Annotated in this window: 1 protein-coding gene; it reads right to left on the reverse strand. The window is 56.7% G+C overall.

Annotation, left to right across the window (positions count from 1 at the left end):
- Positions 1-763 precede the first annotated feature (763 nt).
- A partial coding sequence (gene hydA, locus WA354_RS04410) for a dihydropyrimidinase (RefSeq protein WP_472811797.1) occupies positions 764-1758 on the reverse strand: 995 nt, incomplete at its 5' end.

Raw genomic sequence — 1758 nt, forward strand, 5'->3', positions numbered from 1 at the left:
TCTACGCACTCTCGTCGATCAAAAAGCGCTCAATATTTGAATTGGAGAAAAGACATAAGCACGCAGAGATTGATCACGACCCCGACTTGTAGCGCCGTATCAGTTCCTTTGAAGCCAGATTCCGTAACCCGAATCCGGGTCTCCGACAACCCAATACAACTTGTATGGCTTCGAATGACCTGCCAACTCAAGAAATGAATAGGAGCCAGACTCACAAGAACCGGCCGCTCCATTTGAAGTGACGTTGAGACCGATCTGCTGGTCGTCATCTGGCCCGGTCCAGCTCCCCTCCCCTGAAAGAGAGCAGGAGGTCTCGCCAAACTCTAACGGCAAATTCGCCACCGCCATTGATCCATCAGATTCGAGCGTTAGGTTTGCAGCTGGTAGCTCATTGCTTGATCATGCAAATGTCGTCCAGATTCTAAATACTTGCCTACAACGTCTGAACGCGGCGGGGAGTGCCAAGTCCGATTCCAAATAGCCGGGGGTCCAATGATCGCACCGGCAAGACCATTCCCCATAAAAAACATCATCAAGAGGAGCGGCTGCGCCAGGATCAACAGCGGAGGAATCAAAAGCAGCCACCAGTTCGAAAGCTGTCTGCCGAAGAGTTGCATGGCGAAAGTCTACTTCAGGCGACGAAACATTCACTAGAGTCGGCGTTAAGCACCCAACTCCTTCCCCACCAAGCCGGCGGCCTGTTTGAGAATGGTTTCGGGGCGGATTGTAGGCAAGTGTGACATTGACGATTGTTTAAAGACTGTTATTTCCATGCCCCGCCGCGAGCTTCGCGGCGGAGGTACTGGCCGCGGCCGGGTTTGCCGATGAACTTGCCGCCAGAGACGATCAGTTCGCCGCGCGAATAGACGTCGCGAGCATTGCCCCGCACCTTGAAGCCCTCAAACATCGAGTAGTCCACGCGCATGTGATGCGTCGCGGCTGAGATGGTGTAAAGAGCGCCGGGATCCCACAGCACAAGGTCCGCATCGCTGCCTGCTGCGAGCACACCCTTTTTCGGATACATGCCGAAGATGCGCGCTGGGGCGGTGGAGACGAGTTCGACGAAGCGGTTGATGGAGAAGTTACCCTGCCCTACGCCGTGATGATGCAGCAGCTGCAACCGGTTTTCGATGCCCGGGCCGCCGTTGGGAATCTTGGTGAAGTCATCTTTGCCGAGCGCCTTCTGATCTTCGAAACAGAACGGGCAATGATCTGTCGAGACGACCTGCAGATTGTCTTTGCGCAACCCCTCCCACAGTTTTGGCTGGTTGCGCTTCTCGCGCAGCGGAGGAGTGAAGACGTACTTCGCGCCCTCCCAACCCTTATCCGTCATATCGTCGTTGAGCATGTTGTCTTCGAGCGAAAGCAGCAGGTATTGGGGGCATGTTTCGGCGAAGGCGGGCAGACCGCGATCGCGCGCCTCGCGGACTTGATTCAGTGCGTCTTCGCTAGACAGGTGCACGATGTACACGGGGACACCGGCCATTTCTGCCATGGCAATGGCCCGATGCACCGCCTCGGCCTCGGCCGCCGTCGGCCGCGTCAATGCGTGATAGATGGGCGCGGTCTTGCCCTCGGCCAGCGCCTGCTGGACTATGGCGTCGATGACCGACCCGTTCTCAGCATGCATGCAGATCAGCGCGCCGTTTTTCGCCGTCTGCCGCATGGCTTTGAAGATCGTCGCGTCGTCAACCATGAGCACGTTGGGATACGCCATGAACAACTTGAAGCTGGCCACTCCCTCACGCACCATATCGT

The organism is Occallatibacter sp., from assembly GCF_049802275.1.
Classification (GTDB): domain Bacteria; phylum Acidobacteriota; class Terriglobia; order Terriglobales; family Acidobacteriaceae; genus Telmatobacter.